The 20,959-nt window shown below is 40.7% G+C and carries 19 protein-coding genes; 2 read left to right on the forward strand and 17 right to left on the reverse strand.

Annotated features, from left to right (window positions below):
* Positions 1–307 precede the first annotated feature (307 nt).
* Positions 308–556 carry an AAA family ATPase gene (locus tag D1164_RS20460; RefSeq protein WP_119351774.1) on the reverse strand — a complete coding sequence of 83 codons (249 nt, stop codon included), beginning with the start codon at positions 554–556 and terminating at the stop codon, positions 308–310.
* A 17-nt stretch (positions 557–573) separates the two neighbouring features.
* Between D1164_RS20460 and D1164_RS20465 the strand changes: the two genes are divergently transcribed.
* Both D1164_RS20465 and D1164_RS20470 read left to right on the forward strand, forming a co-directional pair.
* Positions 574–774, forward strand: a complete 201-nt coding sequence (locus tag D1164_RS20465) for a hypothetical protein (RefSeq protein WP_119351775.1) — start codon at positions 574–576, stop codon at positions 772–774.
* A 280-nt stretch (positions 775–1,054) separates the two neighbouring features.
* Positions 1,055–1,744 carry a hypothetical protein gene (locus tag D1164_RS20470; RefSeq protein WP_119351776.1) on the forward strand — a complete coding sequence of 230 codons (690 nt, stop codon included), beginning with the start codon at positions 1,055–1,057 and terminating at the stop codon, positions 1,742–1,744.
* 549 nt (positions 1,745–2,293) lie between these two features.
* Here the strand turns inward: D1164_RS20470 and D1164_RS20480 are convergent.
* The 16 genes from D1164_RS20480 to D1164_RS20565 form a co-directional block, all read right to left on the reverse strand.
* A complete protein-coding gene (locus tag D1164_RS20480; protein ID WP_119351778.1) occupies positions 2,294–3,508 on the reverse strand; it encodes a glycosyltransferase family 4 protein in 1,215 nt (404 codons plus the stop codon).
* Positions 3,483–3,545 carry a hypothetical protein gene (locus tag D1164_RS24260; RefSeq protein ID WP_394340406.1) on the reverse strand — a complete coding sequence of 21 codons (63 nt, stop codon included), beginning with the start codon at positions 3,543–3,545 and terminating at the stop codon, positions 3,483–3,485. Before D1164_RS24260 ends, D1164_RS20480 begins: the two co-directional genes overlap by 26 nt.
* Entirely contained in the window at positions 3,545–5,260 is a 1,716-nt protein-coding gene (locus tag D1164_RS20485) for an alginate lyase family protein (protein ID WP_172594557.1), read from the reverse strand. Before D1164_RS20485 ends, D1164_RS24260 begins: the two co-directional genes overlap by 1 nt.
* An 84-nt stretch (positions 5,261–5,344) precedes the next feature.
* Positions 5,345–7,648, reverse strand: coding sequence for a bi-domain-containing oxidoreductase (locus tag D1164_RS20495; RefSeq protein WP_206611084.1), 2,304 nt, complete (start codon positions 7,646–7,648; stop codon positions 5,345–5,347).
* Between the two features lie 44 nt (positions 7,649–7,692).
* Complete coding sequence (locus tag D1164_RS20500) at positions 7,693–8,223, reverse strand: acyltransferase (protein ID WP_119351780.1); 531 nt, start codon at positions 8,221–8,223, stop codon at positions 7,693–7,695.
* Positions 8,201–9,343, reverse strand: a complete 1,143-nt coding sequence (locus D1164_RS20505; RefSeq protein WP_119351781.1) for a glycosyltransferase — start codon at positions 9,341–9,343, stop codon at positions 8,201–8,203. Before D1164_RS20505 ends, D1164_RS20500 begins: the two co-directional genes overlap by 23 nt.
* 185 nt (positions 9,344–9,528) lie before the next feature.
* On the reverse strand, positions 9,529–10,461 hold the full coding sequence (locus D1164_RS20510) for a glycosyltransferase family 2 protein (protein ID WP_119351782.1): 933 nt from the start codon (positions 10,459–10,461) through the stop codon (positions 9,529–9,531).
* A gap of 6 nt (positions 10,462–10,467) precedes the next feature.
* Positions 10,468–11,721 carry an O-antigen polymerase gene (locus D1164_RS20515; protein WP_119351783.1) on the reverse strand — a complete coding sequence of 418 codons (1,254 nt, stop codon included), beginning with the start codon at positions 11,719–11,721 and terminating at the stop codon, positions 10,468–10,470.
* Position 11,722: 1 nt separating this feature from the next.
* Positions 11,723–12,532, reverse strand: coding sequence for a glycosyltransferase (locus D1164_RS20520; protein WP_119351784.1), 810 nt, complete (start codon positions 12,530–12,532; stop codon positions 11,723–11,725).
* 50 nt (positions 12,533–12,582) lie between these two features.
* A complete protein-coding gene (locus tag D1164_RS20525) occupies positions 12,583–14,061 on the reverse strand; it encodes an oligosaccharide flippase family protein (RefSeq protein ID WP_119351785.1) in 1,479 nt (492 codons plus the stop codon).
* Positions 14,046–14,759 (reverse strand): glycosyltransferase family 2 protein, encoded by a 714-nt coding sequence (locus D1164_RS20530; RefSeq protein ID WP_119351786.1) that lies wholly within the window; start codon positions 14,757–14,759, stop codon positions 14,046–14,048. The genes D1164_RS20525 and D1164_RS20530 overlap by 16 nt, the downstream gene beginning before the upstream one ends.
* A gap of 1 nt (position 14,760) precedes the next feature.
* On the reverse strand, positions 14,761–15,009 hold the full coding sequence (locus D1164_RS20535; protein ID WP_119351787.1) for a hypothetical protein: 249 nt from the start codon (positions 15,007–15,009) through the stop codon (positions 14,761–14,763).
* 2,737 nt (positions 15,010–17,746) lie between these two features.
* Entirely contained in the window at positions 17,747–18,031 is a 285-nt protein-coding gene (locus tag D1164_RS20550) for a GIY-YIG nuclease family protein (protein WP_119351790.1), read from the reverse strand.
* A 76-nt stretch (positions 18,032–18,107) separates the two neighbouring features.
* Complete coding sequence (locus D1164_RS20555) at positions 18,108–18,740, reverse strand: nucleotidyl transferase AbiEii/AbiGii toxin family protein (RefSeq protein WP_119351791.1); 633 nt, start codon at positions 18,738–18,740, stop codon at positions 18,108–18,110.
* Positions 18,695–19,003 (reverse strand): DUF6922 domain-containing protein, encoded by a 309-nt coding sequence (locus tag D1164_RS23840; RefSeq protein ID WP_172594558.1) that lies wholly within the window; start codon positions 19,001–19,003, stop codon positions 18,695–18,697. The genes D1164_RS20555 and D1164_RS23840 overlap by 46 nt, the downstream gene beginning before the upstream one ends.
* 387 nt (positions 19,004–19,390) lie before the next feature.
* Complete coding sequence (locus tag D1164_RS20565) at positions 19,391–20,701, reverse strand: nucleotide sugar dehydrogenase (RefSeq protein WP_119351793.1); 1,311 nt, start codon at positions 20,699–20,701, stop codon at positions 19,391–19,393.
* Between the last annotated feature and the right edge of the window lie 258 nt (positions 20,702–20,959).

Genomic DNA, 20,959 nt, shown 5'->3' on the forward strand with positions numbered 1-20,959 from the left:
CTCTTGAAGAGCTTCAAGTACTACTTTTGTTTTAAAGCCTGCGCTGTAAGTTTTTCTCTTTTTCATAACAACAAGTTTATTAAATTTTCAAATTATACTTGTTGTCTAAATTTTGGGGCTAATTATAAACAGATGCAATCAGTTGGTTCTGAGAAGGAGTAAGTATGGTTTGGTTCCAGATAGGTATGACGCGGTTACAAACCGCATATCCCGGCGGTAGCCGAAAACGACTGTGTTATTATAGTGTTGCTGTAATCAGAAAATTTTGAAAAAAGTGTGAAACCGGAAAGAGACAGGTAAGTAGCAATTACCCGACAACAGGGGCACGCTGTACTTCATCCAAAATAGCCCCCTCCGGGTAATTCGATAAAAATCCTCTCGGGTCATCTATTGCAAATCTTCGAATGTCCGGATTTTCCAGGTTAGCATAAGGCTTATCTTTAAATACCTTACGAACCAGGGTGGTTTTTCCTGATTGCCTTGGACCGGTTACAGCTACTGCTTTAAACTGGGCTGCCAGCATTCTTAATTCATTTTCTGCTTCGCGAAGTATCATGCTGTAAATTTACAAATATGGAATCTAATTCCAAAATTGTAAAAATGATTGGAGTCAATGCATTCGTTCAGGTACTTTTTCTGTTGCCAGTGAAACACAAAGAGGCGCACCGGGGCAGGGTGATGCGATTTTTAATCGCGTCTAATTGTTCCGGCGAATGCAATTCGCCGATCCCCGAGTTGGTCCCCGGGGTAACAGATGCAATCAGTTGGTTCTGAGAAGGAGTAAGTATGGTTTGGTTCCAGGTGAGTATGACGCGGTTACAAACCGCATCACCCCTACGCATCACCCGGTGGGAACCGGGAGGTGTGAGCTATTTTTATAGCTGTTATTGAGCATAAATTATTGTATAATAATCTGATCTTTTTTAATTTAAGGGCAAATATTACAATAATGTAAACCGCCGGCTCGTCTTTTCCCATCTAGTAGTAGTGTACCCGGACAGGCTTAAGAGGCCGGCGGAGCATGGGTAATATATAACTAAATTTTTATAAACAAATGTCTTACACCCAAGATTTTGAACAATGGAAAGAATCCATTGAAAATGTTCCGTCGAAAGAGGTAAAGCTGCCCCATCTACCCATTGATGATTTTGTGGCAGCTACCGAGACGCTGGCAGTTGATGCCAACGAAGACCGGGAGGCACTGACTGCTGCCGGTATGGATACTACCCTTATTGATGATCTGACGCCCTTGAGCGGCGCGCTGCGTTACTGCCAGGCGAACTGGATGAGTATTTTCAGGGCGCGGGAAGAAGCCCAGAACCAATGGTATGAGCAATCACCGTTCGCCTATGAATTTCGTAATGAACTCCTGCATGATTTTTCTTTTGCTTACCGTGATATCGACGATGTGAAAAAGAAAGTAATGCGTATCCGCGAAGGCGGAAGTAATGCCGATATGGTTCAGGACCTGCTGGAACTGGCTATTTTGGGCGAAAAATACCCGGAACCGCTGGCGGCTATTCAGTTTAATTCTGAAAAGCTTTCTCAGGCGCGTGCGCTTTCGCACACGATGTCGGAACTGCTGGCTGCAGCCAACGGAGCTGCCGGCGAAGGCAATGAGGCCAAAGTATTGCGCGACAAAGCTTTTACCCTGTTGGCCGAAAAGGTACGGGTTATTCGCGAGTACGGCCAGTATGTGTTCTGGAAAGACCCGGACAAACTTAAAAAATACTATTCGCAGTAATTTGTAAGTTGTTGGTTTTGAAAGCCCCTGTGGGATTTGACTCTCCCCGGGGGCTTTTTTCCTTCCCCCGCGACTTTTGACCCGCCCCAACACAATTTTTTATATCCCCAACGCGATTTGGCCCTCCCCAACGGAAAATTTCATGCTCCCAGAGGAAAATGACCCGCCCCGGCGCAATTTCTCACGGCCCCAGCGGAATTTGAGCTTCCCCGCTGCGATTTTTTGTGTTCCCAACGAAAAAATGACCCTCCCCAACGTAATTTCTGGTGTTCCCAATGGGAATTGAGTCTCCAAAGGACTGGCGCCGCCGAGCCGCATATTAAAATGGCACGGATTTTATGTGTCAATCTGTGCCAGCGTGGGGGTGATGCGATTTGTAATCGCATTTTATTGTAGCGGCGAATGCAATTCGCCGATCCCGATCCCGGGAGCAGGGAGTAAAGAAGTAACGGGGCCACATCTAAGTCCTTTTGTTCCCAAAGAGTCATAAGATACAATTTTGTGCTAATACTTAGTCAGGATATACGATTGGGGGTGGATGATGAGTGATTACATCGTATTTTTAACGATGTCCAACATTTCGCCAGCCAGTTTTTTGCGGTCAAAATCTATCGCCAGCTTTTGGCATCCTTTTTTTAGCGATTGTATTTTTTCGTCATCAGAGAATAAGGTAATGGCTTTTTCGATAAAATCTTTTTGATTTTCCGGTTCATAAAACAGGCCTGCATCGTATTTTTCAACTATTGAACGGGCCTCGCCATCAACTCCCAGTAAGATGGGAATTTGCATGGCCGCTGTTTCAAATATTTTTGAAGGAATAACTGTTGTAAAAAGAGTGCTTTTTTTCAGGTTTATGATAGCTACATCCAAAAGGTTTAGGTAGTGGGGCACTTCATTTTTGGATACTGTATTTAGCATGGTAACATTTCTTATACTTTCTGTTTTTAGTTTTCGTAATAGATTATTTTTTTCCGCTCCGTCGCCGATTAAAAGAAAGTGAAATGCTGGATTTGATTGTTGTAGTTGTTTGGCACAATCCAGAATAAAATGAAGGTTATGGGCCATTCCGTGAGTTCCAATGTAACCCAATACCTTTTTACCTTTCAAATTCAGTTTATCCAGTAACGATTCATTTTTTTGTTTGGGATTGTACAATTCAAGGTTTGCTCCGTTTTTTATTACTTCAATTTTTTTTTCGGGAATACCCTTATTAATAATGTTATTTTTGAAACTATCTGTTACCGTAATAATTTTACTAGCACGCCGGTAACACCATTTTTCTTCCATCTCAAAATAGCGGATGAACAGGTTATCCCTCATGGCACCAACCGTTTTGATGGACTCAGGCCACAGGTCACGAACTTCCATGATCCACGGTTTCCTTTTCCAGAAAGAGAGCGTACGTCCTGCCAGGGCAGTAAAGAATTGCGGAGAAGTAGCAATGATCAGATCTGTTTTCTGAAACAGGCCAGCAAAAAATGCAGAGAAGGAGAAGGAGATATAATCAAGTGTTCGTTTGATAAAACCTTCGTTTGCGGCAATGTAGGTCCATACTCGTATCACTTTGATTCCGTCTATGTTTTCGTGGCTGATTCGTTTATTCTGATAACCTTCATAGACTTTCCCCTGTGGAAAGTTTGGAAAACAGGTGATTACAGTTACATCAACTCCTTGTTTTACCCATTCTTTGCAATGTTCGTAGGTTCTTGTTGCCGGAGCATTTACTTCCGGAGGAAAATTATCGGTTAAAAATAATATGCGCATTTTCTACTTGATATTGGATTCTGGGGGCTTGATGAATTACTCTTTGGTTTCTATGATGGTTGTGAGTTTGTTCTGAAAAACAATTTCGAGTTTGTAGTAATTTACTAAGCGATTATAGCCGTCAGGAAGCTGTGCTTTGATAAGCGAAATTGTTTCAGCTCCCTCAAAGCTTAAACGAGAATCATTGATCAAAACTTCATTATTTGTTTTGGTTGGGTTCAGGTCAGGACTAAAGTGAAAATAAGCAGTCCCTTTGGTTTGGCGGCCGGTTAAAACATCTTCAATGCTTATTGTTTGTGCATTAAACAGCCAACTTCGTTGATGACTTATTCCAAAGCTTTTAAAGCCATCATGCGCGGCTGTAACTTCATTCTTTTCTTCTTTTATGATTTCAACATTGGCTCTTTGAGCAACCCGAAATGAGGACCATACTTTGGATGAATTGTGCTTGTTTACGGTGACCGTATTGTGAGCCGCGGTGCCTCTTTCTTTTAGCCGGGTGTCATTGGAATCATAGGTTGAAATGCCGGTATCAATCAAAAATGGTTGATGATTTATATTCAAGATAAAGTTAAACGTATCGGCATGGGCATGGCCGGGTTGGTAGGAAGGGCCAACAGGGCCTATGTCCAGAATACATTCATAGTTTTTCCCATCAAAGCGGCGGTACCCGGAAGTGGTTAGTGAGTAGTGATCAGTGGTTCGTATTGAGTCGTTGGTAGTCTTTGACAGCGCACCAACATTGAGTCGTGTAGCATATTCATTCAGTTGTGCAGTGGTTGGGGCGATACCTGGGGCTGAATCGTTGAGTAAGGGAGTACGACCATCGGAAAGCGTGATCGTATTTAGCCATGCCAACATTTGCTCCGCCTTGTGTCTGAGTAGTGCCAACAGTTTGTCCTGCCCGTCAAAACAGGTGTTGTTTTGCATGAGATTAATACAGTCCAGCAGGCGATCGAGCAAAATCTGGTGGTACATCGGGCTTAACTCGAAGTGAGCTCCATCTGATAACACCTGTTCTTTTAATTCCTGAATCAGTAACCTTTTAGCTTTTGCCCAAAATCGCTTCTCTTTAAAATACCAGGCTCCAAAAAGTAAGCTAAAAGCATCTTCCAGTAAATGATTACCCATCAGGTGGTACTCCAGGTTATCGAGAAGGATAAGGTATTGGGCGTACAGACATCCGTTTAAACGGATGAGGTTGCTTCGTCCTCCTTCGTCGTCCTCACAATGACCGGGCATTGAAGAATCTGAGGCGTTAATCTGAGGAGATTGCCGCGTCGTCGTTTCTCCTCCTTGCAATGACGTTCGACTTAAGAACTTGATCCAGTTGATGCCGCGGAGGGCGATGGGGTAGGGATCAAGGCCTTCGGAGTTTTGATGGAGGTTTTGTATAAAGCTTTCAATCAGTTGGAGTCCTGTTTCGGTGTCCATCCCGGGTTGGAGCAGGTAATCCATGTAATTGAGGTTGTAAGCCCAAAGCTTACCATGCTCTGTTTCATTCCAGTTGATGGTATCAAACGCTGATCTTTTCGAAAGATTCAAAAAAGTGAAACGATTGTTTAATAAGGAAACCGGTTTTTCAATCCAAGATATAAGTTTGAGCGGCGTTCCTTCTCTTTTTATGGAAAGCGGATAGGTAAATCGACTTGCTTTACGCCACATCTTTCTCAACCGGTACCAAAGCTGGTAACGTATCTGGATGGGACGCAGGTGGCGGATGGTATGAATGATTAGGAAAAGTTTATTCATTTCTGTTCGTTTCGAGTGTATGCGGACAGATTGCTTCATCGTTTAGGCTGCGCTTCCACTCCTCGCAATGACGGCTTCGATGACCTATACCTCAATCCACCTTCCTTCTTTTAAACTTTGGATGGCTGCAAAGCTGGCCTGAGTCGTGTTGATTACCTCGTCAAAAGGAATAATGGGAACCCCACTTTTAACGGACTCAACCAATTGTTTAAACTGGTTTTTATGTCCTTTGTCCAATCTTGTTTTTTGTTTCGAAAAGCCCTTGATGCCATAGGCTTTTAATGTTCGCCAGTTATCGATAATTAGTGTTTTTTCCTGGGCGAACGCCTCAATACGTTCTTTGGAATATGCTTTACTCCCATTGGCAAAATAATTGATTACCGCATTCGAACCATTTTCATATTTGAGCAAGATACTTGCATTGTCGGTATTTTCTTCGGGGTTGATACCCATGCTGTTCATGCATACAGCTGTTACCTTACTTCCGGCTAAATACGTGCACAGGTCGATGTAGTGGCAGGCTTCGCCAATGATCCGGCCTCCGCCAATCGCTAAATCATGTACCCATACTTCAGGAGGAATAAAGCCTGCATTCATGGTAGCCACAATATTTTTGGCTCCTTCGCCAAGCAGTTGTTTCATTTTGATGGCAAGGGGAGCGAAGCGACGGTTGAAGCCAACAACAATCATCGGAGCACCGTTATTGTGAGGAGTGACCGAAGGGAGCGACGCGGCAATCTGTTTATCAACTGTAGCCGGTTCTTCGTTGGAAGCGCTGCCAGGTGTTTCAACAAGTTGCTTCGGAAGGCTTCGTTGCACTTCGCCTTCCTCGCAATGACGGTTCTTTGAAGAGGCGGCAGCAAAAGCGCCGGTGGCTTCAAGGATCTGTTCCAGTTCTTCTTCTGTCAAACAAAGAGGTTTCTCCACAAAAACATTTTTACCAGCCTTTAGGGCTTCAATGGTCATGGGTGCATGGAGATTGTGGCGGGTGGTTATCATTACGGTATCCACTTCCGGATCATTCAGTATCTCTTTATAATCGGATGTTGCAACCGCAATATTTCCTTTTTTTGCCATGGTTTTGGCTGAAAGTCCGCCTGCGCTGGCAATGATTTTCAGGTTGGCACCAGCCGCATTCATCCCCGGAATAATGGTTGAAGATGTGAAGTTGCCGGCTCCAATAATTCCAAAAACTCCTTTTGCAGCCCCCCCTAAATCCCCTGAAGGGGACTGTCGTTCTATATGTGATTCTCTTAGTGATACTGAACTGTTTCTTTTAGAATTTTCGGGGTAAACGAGAATGCTGGCAATAGACCCTTTTTTGCGCATGTCTCCATAAATTTCGCCGTATTGCTCCAAAGGAACCTGTTCGGTGATTAAGGGTTTTACATCGAGCTGACCACTTTCCATGGCTTGAAGGATGGCCTCAAAATTTCGCTGTTCGGTCCATCGGACATAAGGGAGTGGATAGTCTTGTCCTTTTTGCTCGTAGTTTTCATCGTATCGGCCGGGTCCGTAAGAGCAGGAGACCTGAAAGGTCAGTTCTTTCTTGTAAAAATCGTCGCGACGGATATTTAAGCCAATCACACCCACCAGAATGATTCGTCCACGTTTACGGCTCATATCAGCAGCCTGATGGATTACTTCATCGCTTTTGGCCGAGGCCGTAATAATTACCCCATCGGCACCTGTTTCATTGGTGGCCTGTTGTACAAACTTTACCGGATCGGTTCCCTGTGATGGATTAAATGCTGTGAGCCCTTTCGAGCGGGCCATGTCCACCTTTTGCTGATCGAAGTCGTAACCAATTACCCGACACCCGTTGGCTTTTAATAATTCAGCTGTAACCAGTCCGATCAAGCCCAAGCCAATAATAACAATCGTTTCTCCAAAGGTTGGATTACATAAGCGAATGCCCTGCAGCCCAATGGCCCCAATGACCGTAAAGGCCGCTTCTTCATCACTTACACCATCCGGAATTTTCGCACAAAGGTTTTCGGGCACGCATACATATTCAGCATGATTGCCGTTGGAGGCTACCCGGTCACCCACTTTAAACCGGTGAACACCTTTGCCTACAGCTTCTACCACGCCTACATTGCAATAGCCCAGGGGGAGCGGTTGGTTCAGTTTATTAAAGACAGCTTCCAATGTGGGCAAAATGCCTTCGGCTTTCATCTTATCCAGCACTTGTTTTACTTTATCCGGCTGTTGACGGGCTTTGTCTATAAATCCGGCCTTGCCAAATTCAACCAACATTCGTTCGGTTCCCAAGGAAACCAAACTACGTGTTGTTTTAATCAATAAGCTTCCGGCCTTTACCTGTGGCGCCGGAACTTCTTCTAATATGGTGTTACCTTTTTTTAGGTCTTGTATGATTTGTTTCATGATTAAATGATAACTATTGAAGGAGTTATTTATATGATTTGGTATTAGTCTCTTTCTTTTAATTTTTTGGCAGGAATTCCCCCAGCAATTGTAAAAGGTTCAATATTCTTAGTGACTACACTTCCTGCTGCTATTACTGCTCCTTCTCCAATTGATACTCCGGGGAGGATAATACAGTTTGCTCCAATCCAAACATCTTTACCTATCGTAACTTTAGCGGAGAGGTGCCCCGATTGGAAAATTCTTTCATGATTTGCAGGGATAGCATGGTTGGCAGATAAGATTTGTGTTCGATAACCTATTAATGTTCTGTCTCCAATTTCAATGCCTCCTTTAGTTGTAATAATTACTCCCCAGGCTAAATCAACGTGGCTTCCAAGTTTTACCTTCTTTGCAAAGCCTATTCTAATACCTGGATAGTAGGTAACCCATCTCCCAATTTTTGCACCTTGTAGAATCAAAAAAGTCCGTTTAATAGGATTGATCAATTTATGACGAGGTAGCGAAAATATGAGAAATGAGATTGCTTCAAAGCTAGAGATAATAAAGTCTCTAAACAGTTGTTTTAAAGTCATGATAAATTTTTTCTAAAAATTCGATTTCCAACGATGTTTTTTCTTTAATACTTGGATACTCTTTCAGATTTTCCAAACCTGATTGAATTAATTGACTTTGTATGTTCTCAGATTTGTAAAGTTGATAAATCGAATCTGAAACCTCACGCGAAGACTCTCTGTTGACGTAGTACCCTGCATTTTTACATATTGCCTTAGACCATTCCTCATTGCTTACAATTAAAGGCTTTTTGAAATACCAAGCTTCAATAATATTGTTGCTAAAACTTTCCAGTTTACTCATTAATAGAACAAAGTCGATTTGAGAATAAAGTGATTTTAATTGCTGTTTTGATACCGGACCAATAATAGATATCATCTCTTTGACGCCATATTTTTCGACTAGTCTTGAGAACTCAAGATGATCTGTTGAGTTATCTTCAGGAGCTGTTATAATGAAGCGAAATTCCTCACTAGCTTGCTTCAGAAGACTGGCAATCTCCGGAACTTTCATAATATTTTTGTTTCTTTGCCAGCCACACAGCATTAGCAATTTTGTGGTATCTTTTTTTAATCCGTTGATTTTTAGCTCTTGTTGTTCAAAAGTGGGATTAAATGAAGGAGCAATGTAAGTTGTTTTGCTTTTAAGTATTTTATAAATTCTGTGAGCCCTTTCTTCCATCGCTTGGTTTTCAAAAATTAATGCATTTGCCTTTTTAATTCCATATAGCCTGTATCTGTCAATTATTTTATACATCAGAAGTTTTAATGAGGAACCTTCCCAAAATTTTATTTCAGGGAAGAATATGTTAGAGACAGCAACACCAGATACTTGAGGAATACTATTATTGAATAATCCGTAACCGAAATAGGTGTATGTGATGTCTATGTTCAACCTATTCAGAGTTTTAGGTAGCTTAAAGAATTCTTGAACTATTCTTTTTATCGGAGAGCCTGCTGAGAAAATAATATTTTGTTGTTTCCTTTCTTGCAGGTATTTATGGATTGCGGAATGCTTAACAACCAAAAAGAAGAAAGTATGGGTAGGATATTTTAACTCAAAAAGTCCATGGAGAAAATTAAGTGCAACATTTTGCCCTCCTCCTTTTTTGAGAGCAGAAAAATTAATTAAAATATTCATTTTAATCAAAATTAAGTAGAATAATTTAGCAAGAAGGCCATATGGTGTTTTATTATCATTATTGTACGCGTTATGGGGTCATGAGACAAACTGGATAATCAGTGCCAACTTAAGGGAAATGAATATTGCTTGCGTCATAAACGTTATTAGAATAAAAAGTTCTTTATCTAAATTCTAATATCAAACTATTTCTTTGGATAGAAAAAAAGTAATCCATAAAGTATTTTAAAGTCAATATAGCCGTCCACAAAGAATCGTTTAATTTTAGGTATGCTATCATTTGTTTTTCTTATAAAAAACATTTTTATTGACAAAACCATTACGTATAGTAGGAGAAAAGATGGATTTTGTATAATGGCAGTGAGAAAAATAGCTAATAATAATGAAAAGAATGAAAGATTCTTTCTGACAAGGTAAATTAGAATTTTTGAAAAGATATATTTTCGAAAAATGACTCCCTTAAATAAGAAGTTGTTTCCGCGTGCTAGATCTATATATCGTTTTTTATTTGTATAACCAATTGTGTGGTGCTCTGCAAAGATGCTTCCCACGTTCAAAATTTTAATATTCTTTTTTAAATAAATTCTATAAGCTAAGTCGTTGTCTTCAAAGCATCTAAGCTTGCTGTCCATTCCGTTCATTTGATGCCAAAGTGTACGCTTGATTATATATAAACCACCTGTTGTAATTAAGTATTTATCATTTTTAATTTTAGTAACTTCATTCTTTGTATCAGAAAGGAATCTTCCATTTTCATCATAATAAATATCAATTCGTTGCCCGTTTAAAAAAGGATAGATTAATTCTCCGTTTTTGATTATTTTGTTACCAAATTCCGGATATAAAACCATATCACCATCCACAAAAACAAAGTAATCACCTTCTGCATTTCTTGCTCCTAAGTTTCTTGCTTTAGCAGCATTACAAGGTGATTGTAGAATAAGAGTTTTGACCTTATTGAAATTGCTCGCTATGGCTAGACTGTTATCTGTTGATTGCGAGTCTACATATATTATTTCATAGTCAATAGCAATATTGTAAGCGAAGCTTATACAACTACTAATACATGCGGTTAGGTTTTTTCCTTCGTTCTTGCCAATTATAATAAATGAGAGCATATCGAATTAATTGAATTTAATCTTTTTGGGTAGAACTACAATAAATAAGTAGCTTATTATCAGACTAACAGTAGTTCCTATTGAAACAAAGGGCCACCCATGTAAAGAGATTAATATAACATAGTAGATCCATACCAATGGAATAAGTAATTGACTTTTTTGTGAGATGAAATATCCTTTGTAAATTTTAGATGCCCAAAAACCAAAAATGAAAAATAATGCAAAGGTTATAATAAATCCAAAGTCGTTGTAAAAGGGCGTTAAAATAGTAAAAGTATTTAGATTTGAACCGAACGGAGATAAAACGTAATAGGTAGAACCTAAATATTGAGCAGGATTTTCAAACCAAAGTCCCAATTTGTATAAAGTATATATTATTGGGTACAAAGTTGAGGCAAAATGTGTAGATAGATTCAGGTTATTTATATATTGATCTAATACAATCCAACTACCAGTAAAGTATGAATATAGACTTTCGAACATGGTCATTCTACCTTCTGACCGGGAAAATGTTATTAAAAGAATTAGAGCAGAAGATAGTATGGAAATGAAATATTTAACGAAGGCAGGTATTTGAATGCGCTGATTGGGAAATGAATATTTCCATGATAAAATGTAAGAAATACCCCAAAGAAATATTGTTGTAATGGTTGTTATTCTTCCAGCATTTCCTAAATCAAAAAGTATAGCTGCTATTATTGGTATGTATAGTATTATTTTTTTGTGATACCAGCAAGCTATGGCACCTGTAATAATTGAGGTTGAGTAAATTAACGCGGCAGTATACGTGTTTAGCAGTGCACCTGCAGAAAAGTCACCTCCTACTATGGTTTGACGAATTTCTTGTGACGCATAAATAAGTGCTAAAGGATTTGAAAGGTGATTAATTATTTTATTAATGAATGCAATAGCACCGACGAAAGATAACAGTATTAAAATGTGTAGGATAAGTCTTCCTTTAACCGAAGAGTATATTTTTATAAATACATTGGGCCTATTACTTGATATTTGCTTATTAATACGAGTTTGAGAAGCAAATCGAAAAAATACATACCCTAAAGAGAAAAGGAACCATGCTCCAAATATTAATAGTTGTGTATTTAGATTAAGTGTAGGGTACGGTTTGGGACTAAATTCATACATCAATAAACTTATTCCCCATAGGATTGAAAAAAAACCAATTGGTGAGAAATAGTTTCTATCCAACTTCTTTGAAAAAAATAAACCTATAGATATTAGAGGTATAATAAAAACTATCATGCTATTTCATGTGTCGATATACAGATAAAAGTAAATTCGCCTCGTACGATGCCGCAATAAAAGCAACTTTTAAACCATTTAGTCCAGATCTGTACTGCCCTCCATAGATTTGTAATAATAAAATCTTAATGAAAATAGGAATTATTTTAAATAGTGGTCTATTTCTATAAAAATTTTGAATTCGTATTATCTCTTCTTTTGAGTCAACATTGAAACCATCAATATTTGCAATGTCCTCTAAAATGTATTTAGTATGTTTTTTTATCCAATTTTTTTGTTTAGTCTTAAAGGTTTTTAAACTATAATTATCATATAAAGGCCAATGTTCTATTATATAAGGCAAATATGCTACTTTACCATACGTTTTCATTGGTTGGTGTGGAAAGTTCCATTGATACATTTTACTTTTTCTTGCTAAACAAAGTCTGTATGGGAATTTTAACGAAAATTGTTTTTTACCGTCAGTATAAGGCCATATGAATGCATATGCATCAATAGATTCATCTTTCACAAGAATTTTAATGTTTTTTTGAATTTCATGTGATAAATATTCATCTGCATCAATAGATAGTATCCAATCACTCTTTGTCATGGAATATGCAAATTTTTTATGTGCTTCGCACATGCCTTGGTGTTTTCGAATGAAAATTTTTTCCGTATACTTTTTTGCGATAGAAATTGTATTATCGAAGCATTCTCCATCATGGACAATTATTATTTCATCAACAATATTGTGTATACTTTTTAAGCACCGTTCAATTACTTTTTCCTCATTATAAACTATCAAGCATGCACTTATCGTTACATTCATAACGCTATATTTTTTTAGTTAGAATTTTTATTTTACTTTTTTGCTTTCGCTTACTTTTTAATGATACTATTTATAGCATCCTTAGCTAAAAAGATCTCTTTTAATGTGATAATCTTGAAAACAATTAAAAATAGGGCGTAACTAATTAATCCAATAAAAATTTGAATAAATAAGTTCAGACTTAATGTCAGATACAGAATAAAAGCTAATCCTAATCCGGATAAGATTATTCGTGGTACGTCAAATAGAAGAAAGCTTCTTAAATTAATCCCAATTTTTCTAATTTGTAAGTATAAGTATGTAAGAGCGGTAAGTTGAATTGTGAGTTGACTCAATGCAGCTCCCTTTATTCCCCAAAAATTTATTGAAATAGGATAGAGAATGAAAGCAATAATGAGACATAATAATGTTTGAATCATTACTTTTTTCCTTAAGTCTCTTGATAACAGATTATCTGCTGCTACGATAGACATATATATCACTACTTGCGTCCAAACCAGAATAATAAGAATCGGAGTGGATTGTGAGTAATTTGGTCCGTATATTAATTCAACAATCTTTGAGGATAGAAATGAAAAGCCTAAGCCAATTCCTACTCCAAGCGCTAATAAATATCGTGATGATTGACGAAATAATATATTTGAATGTGCCAATGCAGATTCATAGTCATTATTTTGAGAGGATAAAAATGGAAATACTGAGGAAACAAAAGCTGTTCCGATAATCGCCAATAATCCGGCTAATTGACTAGCTGCCCTATAATATCCTGCCATCTCAACATTTGTAATTCTTGATATGAGGACATGATCAATAGATGTGTAAATTATGATTGCCATTGCAGATATGCCTAATGGAATACTCCTCTTTAGTACTAGTGAAAAATCTTTTTTCAAAGGCTTATAAAATGGGAATAGTTTTGTCGCATTAAAAAAGTTGAGTGAAACGATAAAGATAGCTTTGGTTAAAAATAGCCATGCTACAAGGTTGAATGGTAGTTCTAATAATATTATCGAACCTATGATGATAAGTGTTAGTAATGCATTGATTAGCTGAGAGTATGTGATGAATATTGCTTTAGAAGTTGACTTGAAAGAGTAAAAGAAGATGTCATTAAAGGACATTACTATTACAGATAATCCAAACGGAATGATTGTTTTCGATTCAGCTGTGGTATAGTTAAGGATAAAGGTTGATGTAATAAAGATAATCGCTCCAATAGGAATAGCTAATAGTCGTAATATTCCAGCTGTCCAGACAACCTTATTGGGTGTTTTTGATTGAGCAACATCGATATAAACAATTTTCGAAATTCCATAATCAGTAAAGAAAATCATCATTGCTCCCAATGCCATTCCTACAGAATAAGCTCCAATATCATCGGGAAGAAACTTACGAACAATATAGATCCCAAATATTAATCGAATAATCTGTGAAACGATTTCACCTGATAATAAAAAGAATGTATTTTTAAATATTAAAACGTGTTTACTATGTTTATTCTCCTTTTCAATAATTATTGAGTCTTCCATTTGTCTTCAAACTTGTATTTGTTGGTCATAATTAAATCATTTTCAGATATGTTATTTGCTTTCATTGTGGCATGTGCCTCGTGCCAAACCCAAGCATGCTGAGCGATGTTTAATTTAAAACTATTATGTTTTGCTCTTTTACAGAAATCATCATCTTCGAATGTTCCTAATCCAAAACTTTCATCAAGTAATCCTATTTTTTTGAAAACTTCGCTTTTAATTAATATGCAAAAAAATGAGAGATATTCAACTTCTTGATTACTTGGAAGAAGCTTGCGAAAGGGTTTAATGAAAACTCTTTTGCTCTGTAACCCTTTTGCTTTGTTTGTTAACGGGCCGACAAGTGAAGCGTCTGTTTTTTCCATATGACGAATCATTAACTCAATAGATCCTTTAGTAACGAATGCATCACTATTGAGTAAGCAAATATATTTCCCTTTTGCCATTTTTATTCCTACATTATTACCGCCTGCGTATCCCTGATTAGAATCATTAAAAATGACTGTTGTGTTTTTATGGTTAGATTCCTTAAAATACTTTGCAGAGCCATCAGTAGAGCCATTATCCACAAGAATTACTTCATATGGGACAATAACATTTTTTTCTATGCTTTCTATACACTTTTTTGTAATCTCTAATGTGTTCCAATTTACAACAACAATCGAAACAAGTGGATTAGCTATAATAGTTGATTTCATTTTATAAAATATTTTGTTTTAGTGGACAATCCTCCCCTGTTGCGCGGATTTGCAATCCATGCTTTGTTTTGCAAAAACAAACCAAATCGTTCGAGTCATTTTTCAAGGCAGTGAGTATTTTTATTTTCAGTTCTGGCGGCTGGGGTAGGGATTGCAAATCTGCATCAGCAAAGGGAGGTCCCTTCGTCGCAAGCTCCCCGGGTAGTCGTGGGGCTGCCGCGTCGCTGCGCTCCTCGCAGACTCGTGCCATGTAGTTTGTTTTGTGTAGGGACGTCTGTGCTTTTAATATTGTTAGGTGCAAGGCTCCGCGAGGGAGGAACGACCGCAGCGGTCTTAAGCCCCTTGCACCGTGTACCTAAAGGACTTCCTTCCGTAGGAAGTGCGGAGGTTTTTTTTTTTATTTATTGACATTGTGCTGAAGGTCATGAGGCTGCCGCGGTCGTTTTTTCAGCCTTCGTTTCTCTTCGGCAGAAAAGCTCCCTCGCAGACCCGTACCATGTAATTTGTTTTGTGCAGGGGAAGTCGAGAGTTCCCTTCGGTCGCTGCGCTTCCTCGGGAAGTCGTACTCTAAAGTTTATTTTGTGTAGGGGCTGCCGCGTCGCTACGCTCCTCGCAGACCTGTGCCACGTAGTTTGTTTTGTGTAGGGACGTCTGTGCTCTTAATATTGTTTGGTGCAAGGCTCCGCGAGGCGACGCAGGAGCCGAAGCGGGCTTAAGCCCCTTGCACCGCGTAACGAAAAGACTTCCTTCCGTAGGAAGTGCGGTGGTTTTTTCAAAGGTCCGCTGTTCCTGTTTAGGGTGTTTTCTTTTTATTGACATTGTGCTAAAGTCGTGGGGCTGCCGCGCTCGTTTTTTCGGCCTTCGTTTCTCTTCGGCAAAAAAAGCTCCCTCGCAGACCCGTACCACGAATGTTATTTTGTACTGGGGAAGTCATGAGTTCCCTTCGGTCGCTGGGCTTCCTCGGGAAGTCGTACTCTAAAGTTTATTTTGTGTAGGGGCTGCCGCGTCGCTAGGCTCCTCACAGACCTGTGCCACGTAGTTTGTTTTGTGTAGGGACGTCTGTGCTCTTAATATTGTTAGGTGCAAGGTTCCGCGAGGCGACGCAGGAGCCGCAGCGGTCTTAAGCCCCTTGCACCGCGTAACGAAAAGACTTCCTTCCGTAGGAAGTGCGGTGGTCTTTTTTTTTATTTATTGACATTGTGCTGAAGGTCATGAGGCTGCCGCGGTCGTTTTTTCAGCCTTCGTTTCTCTTCGGCAGAAAAGCTCCCTCGCAGACCCGTACCATGTAATTTGTTTTGTGCAGGGGAAGTCGAGAGTTCCCTTCGGTCGCTGCGCTTCCTCGGGAAGTCGTGCTACGTAGTTTGTTTTGTGTAGGGGCTGCTGCGTCGCTACGCTCCTCGCAGACTCGTGCTACGTAGTTTGTTTTGTGTAGGGATGTCTGTGCTCTTAATATTATTAGGTACAGGATTCCGCGAGGCGACGCAGGAGCCGAAGTGGTCTTAAGCCCTGTGCACCATGTACCTAAAGGATTTCCTTCCGTAGAAAGTGCGGTGGTTTTTGTTAAGCTTCGCTGTTCCTGTTTGGGGTGTTTTCTTTTTATTGACATTGTGCTAAAGTCGTGGGGCTGCCGCGGTCGTTTTTTCGGCCTTCGTTTCTCTTCGGCAAAAAAAGCTCCCTCGCAGACCCGTACCACGAATGTTGTTTTGTACTGGGCTGCCGCGTCGCTGGGCTCCCTCGGGAAGTCGTACTCTAAAGTTTATTTTGTGTAGGGGCTGCCGCGTCGCTGCGCTCCTCGCAGACTCGTACCACGTAGTTTGTTTTGTGTAGGGACGTCTGTGCTCTTAATATTGTTAGGTGCAAGGCTCCGCGAGGCGACGAAGGAGCCGTAGCGGTCTCCTGCCCTTGCACTGGGTAACAAAAGGACTTCCTTCCGTAGGAAGTGCGGTGGTCTTTTCAGAGCTTCGCTGTTCCTGTTTAGGGTGTTTTCTTTTTATTGGCATTGTGCTAAAGTCGTGGGGCTGCCGCGGTCGTTTTTTCGGCCTTCGTTTCTCTCCGGCAAAAAACTCCCTCGCAGACCCGTACCACGTAGTTTGTTTTGTACTGTGGCTGCCGCGTCGCTACGCTCCTCGCAGACTCGTGCCACGTATAGGGATGTCTGTGCTCTTAATATTATTAGAAGCAGGATTCCGCGAGGCGACGAAGGAGCCGCAGCGGTCTTCAGCCCTTTGCACCGTGTACCTAAAGGACTTCCTTCCGTGGGCAGTGCGGTGGTTTTTTCAGAGCTCCGCTGTTCCTGTTCAGGGTGTTTTCTTTTTATTGACATTGTGCTAAAGGTCGTGGGGCTGCCGCGGTCGTTTTTTCAGCCTTCGTTTCTCTTCGGCAAAAAAAGCTCCCTCGCAGACCCGTACCACGAATGTTGTTTTGTACTGGGGAAGTCGTGAGTTCCCTTCGTCGCAAGCTCCTCGGGAAGTCGTGCTACGTAGTTTGTTTTGTGTAGGGGCTGCCGCGTCGCTACGCTCCTCGCAGACCCGTGCTACGTAGTTTGTTTTGTGCAGGGATGTCTGTGCTCTTAATATTATTAGGTGCAAGGCTCTGCGAGGCGACGCAGGAGCCGAAGTGGTCTTAAGCCCCTTGCACCGCGTAACGAAAAGACTTCCTTCCGTAGGAAGTGCGGTGGTCTTTGTTAAGCTTCGCTGTTCCTGTATAGGGTGTTTTCTTTTTTTATAGGCATGGTGCTAAAGTCGTGGGGCTGCCGCGGTCGTTTTTTCGGCCTTCGTTTCTCTTCGGCAAAAAAAGCTCCCTCGCAGACCCGTACCACGTAGTTTGTTTTGTACTGGGGAAGTCGTGAGTTCCCTTCGTCGCAAGCTCCTCGGGAAGTCGTGCTACGTAGTTTGTTTTGTGTAGGGACGTCTGTGCTATTAATATTGTTAGGTGCAAGGTTCCGCGAGGCGACGCAGGAGCCGAAGTGGTCTTAAGCCCTGTGCAACTCACAATGTTTCGTACAAGTCTTTCCACTCCGGGTTCATCTCTTCGATGAGTTTTATCTTTCGTGCCCTGTTCCCTGCTTTTAATTGTCGTTCCCTATCGCGTGCGTCAATGATGCTATCGAACTCCTGGAACCATACCAACTTATCTGCGTTGTAGCGGGCAGTGAAGGAGTTTGGATACTTTTTGGTCCGGTGGCTTTCCATCCTGCTTTTGAGGTTGCTTGTTACGCCGGCGTACAAAACCTTGTTTGCTTTGTTGGTTGTTAGGTAGGTCCAGGCTTTCATGGCGTTATTGTGCTTAAGTTCTTGAGTTCCCTTCGGTCGTTACCCCCCTTGGGAAGTGAATGAAATCCGGGATAGATTATATATCTGCATCAGTGGAGGTTAAATATTCCCTTAGTTTTATTGAGATTGTTTTTTTTACCTCTTCCCAATCTGTATTAACTAACATTCGTGGCATTGGTTCTTCTTCTGCATCATCAAAATAAGCTAAACTACGCAACACCTGAAATATTGAACCATTGGAATATTTCTGTTTGTAAAAAGTAATTAGTTCGCCCAGGGTGTATCTTTCTAAGATGAAGTGCAGATCAATAAAATCTTTTTTGCTTCCCCGGCCTGTAATAGCCGAAAGTTTCATCGCGGCAATGTCTTCAATTGCCCCCAGGGTAATGCCATCCTGCATCAGGGGGGACTTAAGCCAGGGATAAGGGTAATTGACAATGTCGACCTTGATATTGTTGATATTATATATATGTATGTTTTCAGTTTGTTGCAAAGACTCGGTTTTTTTCAGGGTGGTCAACATCTTATTCAACGAAATGGAATCCCCCTTTAATGTTCCAAACAAATCCAAATCGACAGAGATTCTGTGTCCGATTTGTAAAGCCAGGGAAGTGCCGCCCACCAGCCGCATTTCAGCTAAAATATCTTCGTTTTGAAGTTGCTTTAAAAGAACCAGTGTTTCAGGGAAGATGGTGTTGTAGAATAGCATTGAAAATTTGTTTTTGGTATATCACCCATAACCGACAAAAAGCTGGCAGTTCGTTTGTCTAAATTTTTTATGGTTTGCGCAGTTTTTACTATTTGCTCCAGGCCGTAGTAGGCAACAAGCGTTTTCCAGTCGGAATAATTTCCGTATTGCAAAACATTGGAAATGATATATTTCGAATGTTTCTCAGGGTGGATTGTATTGGGGTCAGTGTCCCAAAACAAATGTTTTGATAAAGCTGGTATAATATTGATTTTTTTACTCATTGTTGATGTCTCCAATTCAATGCCTGTAAGCATAAAAGTAGAAAATATTTTATAATTTTTTAGTGAATGGACATAAAAACACAACTTTTACTTTACTGGTGCAGAATGGCAATCCCCTGACACATCGGGGCAGGTTCTGCCATTATTCATCTGGCAGTATAATGCCATAAACAAAGGCTTTCATGGGTTCACTGTGCTATCCCTTCGGTCGCTGGGCTCCCTCGGGAAGTCGGGGCTGCCGCGGTCGTTTTTTCGGCCTTCGTTTCTCTCCGGCAAAAAACTCCCTCGCAGACCCGTGCCACGAATGTTGTTTTGTACTGGGCTGCCGCGTCGCTACGCTCCTCGCAGACTCGTACTACGTAGTTTGTTTTGTGTAGGGATGGAGTTTCAGAGTTTATAGACCTTATCTCCGGCTTCCTTAATCATATTTCGCATATCTACAATCATTTTTGCATGTTCCTGGATGAAGTGCACGTCAAAGGCATCGTGGTTCGTGGTTAAAACCACACAGTCTGCCGCGCGAATGGTTTCTTCGTTCAGCTCGACTGAGTCGAAGGTATTTCCTTCGTGGGTTTTGATGTGTGGAATAAATGGGTCGTGATAAGAAACCTGGCCGCCTTTATGGGCCACAATATCTATGATTTCGAGGGCAGGTGACTCGCGCTCGTCATCAATGTTGGGTTTGTAGGCCACACCCAGAAACAGGATGTTGCTGCCGTTGACTGCTTTTTTGTGGCGGTTGAGTGCGGTGGCAATTTTAATGTACATGTAGTGGGGCATGCGCATATTGATATGCCCGGCTGTATGTATCATACTGAGGTCGAAACTGAATTTTTTGGCGATGTGTTCCAGGTAAAAGGGATCGAGCGGAATGCAGTGCCCGCCAATTCCAGGGCCGGGATAAAACGGCTGAAAACCGAATGGTTTGGTTTTGGCCGCATCAATAACTTCCCAGATATTGATATCCATTTTTCCTGCCAGCAGGGTTAGCTCATTTATGAGGCTGATGTTAACCAGCCGGTAGGTATTTTCGAGGATTTTTACCATTTCGGCTATCCGGGGGGAACTTACCGGGTGGATATGGTCGATGGCTTTTTTGTAAAGCGCCTGCCCGATTTCCAGTCCGTCAGGATTCATGGCTCCCAGTACCTTGGGCGTGTTGCGGGTGTGGAAACTTTTATTTCCGGGGTCAACGCGCTCCGGGCTGTAAGCCAGCCAAAAGTCATCCCCGTGCTTCAGTCCGCTTTCGCGTTCAATAATAGGCAGCATAAAATCTTCGGTGGTAGTGGGGTAGGTGGTGCTTTCGAGGCTGATAAACGTCCCGGCTTTCATATAACGGCCAATTTCGGTACAGGCACTTTCAATGTAGCTCATGTCTGGCTTTTTGAAAATGTCGAGCGGGGTGGGGACGCATATCAGCAGGGCATCGCATTCGCCAATACGCGAGAAATCGGTGGTGGCGCTGAGGGTAATATTTTCCACTACTTCGCGCAGCACAGCATCGCGGATATCTTTGATGTAGTTGGTTCCGTGATTGATTTTATCCACTTTATCCGGATTTTTATCAAACCCGATAACTTTTACGCTGGCTTCTGCGAAATTAACGGCCAGCGGAAGCCCCACATAACCGAGGCCGATAACCCCAACTACCTCGGAGTTGGAAGTGATTTTTTGCAAGATTTGTGTTGTATAGTCCATGTTTTTAAAATATTAAGATTTGTCCGGACAGGGTAACTGAAATTATATTCGCTATTATTTAGTTTGTCTAATTTTATAATATTATATTGATTTTCAGCTTTTACCCCAACCCTGAAGGGTGTGCTGAAAATTTCAGTCTGACTTTTGGCAGGAATTTTTTTCCTTTAGTGCCGGTATGAAATAAATTGATTTTCAATATCATAATTTGTGTAATAAAATTTAAACCTATTTTGTATTACATTATACGAATCAAAAGTT

Origin of the sequence: Mariniphaga sediminis, assembly GCF_003573545.1 — a bacterium.
GTDB classification, from domain to species: domain Bacteria; phylum Bacteroidota; class Bacteroidia; order Bacteroidales; family Prolixibacteraceae; genus Mariniphaga; species Mariniphaga sediminis.